We start from the raw sequence: 1,082 nt of genomic DNA on the forward strand, positions 1-1,082 counted from the left end.
GGCCCCTTGATCAAAATGCCGAGCTGGGCGCCGCGGCCGGTGCCGACCAGCAACGCGGTCGGCGTGGCCAGCCCCAGCGCACACGGGCAGGCGATGATCAACACCGCCACCGCGGCGGTGAACGCCGCCCCGGCCCCTTCACCGGTGCCGAGCCAGTACCCCAACGTGGCGACCGACAGCGCGATGACGATCGGGACGAAGATGCCGGAGATGCGATCGGCCAGGCGCTGCACCTGCGCCTTGCCCGTCTGGGCCTCTTCGACCAGGCGCGCCATCTGGGCCAGCTGGGTGTCGGAACCGACCCGGGCGGCCCGCACCACCAGCCGCCCGCCGGCGTTGACCGTCGCCCCGGTCACCGCGTCCCCGGCCCGCACCTCGACCGGCACCGACTCACCGGTGAGCATCGAGGCGTCGACCGCCGAGCTGCCCTCCTCGATCACCCCGTCGGTGGCGATCTTCTCCCCCGGCCGGACGACGAAACGGTCACCCACCGCCAACTCGCCCACGGGGATACGCACCTCGACCCCGCCGCGCAGCACGGCGACGTCCTTGGCCCCCAGCTCCAACAGCGCCCGCAACGCCGCACCCGCCCGCCGCTTGGACCTGGCCTCGAAATACCGCCCCGCCAGGATGAACGCGGTCACCCCGGCGGCGGCCTCCAGATAGATGTTGCCCGAGCCGTCGCTGCGGGAGATCGTCAGATCGAACCCGTGCCTCATCCCGGGCACCCCCGCATCGCCCAGGAACAACGCCCACAGCGACCAGCCCAGCGCGGCGATCGTGCCGAGCGAGACCAGGGTGTCCATGGTGGCGGTGCCGTGCCGCAGGTTGGTCCAGGCCGCCCGGTGGAAGGGCAGCCCGCCCCACACCACCACCGGCGCGGCCAGCGTGAGCGACAGCCACTGCCAGGAGGTGAACTGCAACGCGGGGATCATCGCCAGCGCGATCACCGGCACCGCCAGCACGACCGACACCACCAGCCGGGTCCGCAACCCAGCAAGCTCATCCCCCGGCTGCTCACCTTCCTGCTCGGGCTTTGGCGGCTCGGGCAGCCTGGCGGTGTAGCCGGCCTTCTCCACCTC

At 72.4% G+C, this 1,082-nt stretch carries 1 protein-coding gene; it reads right to left on the minus strand.

Annotated features, from left to right (window positions below):
- Positions 1 to 1,082, minus strand: a 1,082-nt coding sequence (locus ABZ860_RS42835) for an HAD-IC family P-type ATPase (RefSeq protein WP_357232625.1), incomplete at both ends; no start/stop codon positions are given.

The sequence above is a fragment of the Microbispora sp. NPDC046973 genome (assembly GCF_040644495.1).
Classification (GTDB): domain Bacteria; phylum Actinomycetota; class Actinomycetes; order Streptosporangiales; family Streptosporangiaceae; genus Microbispora.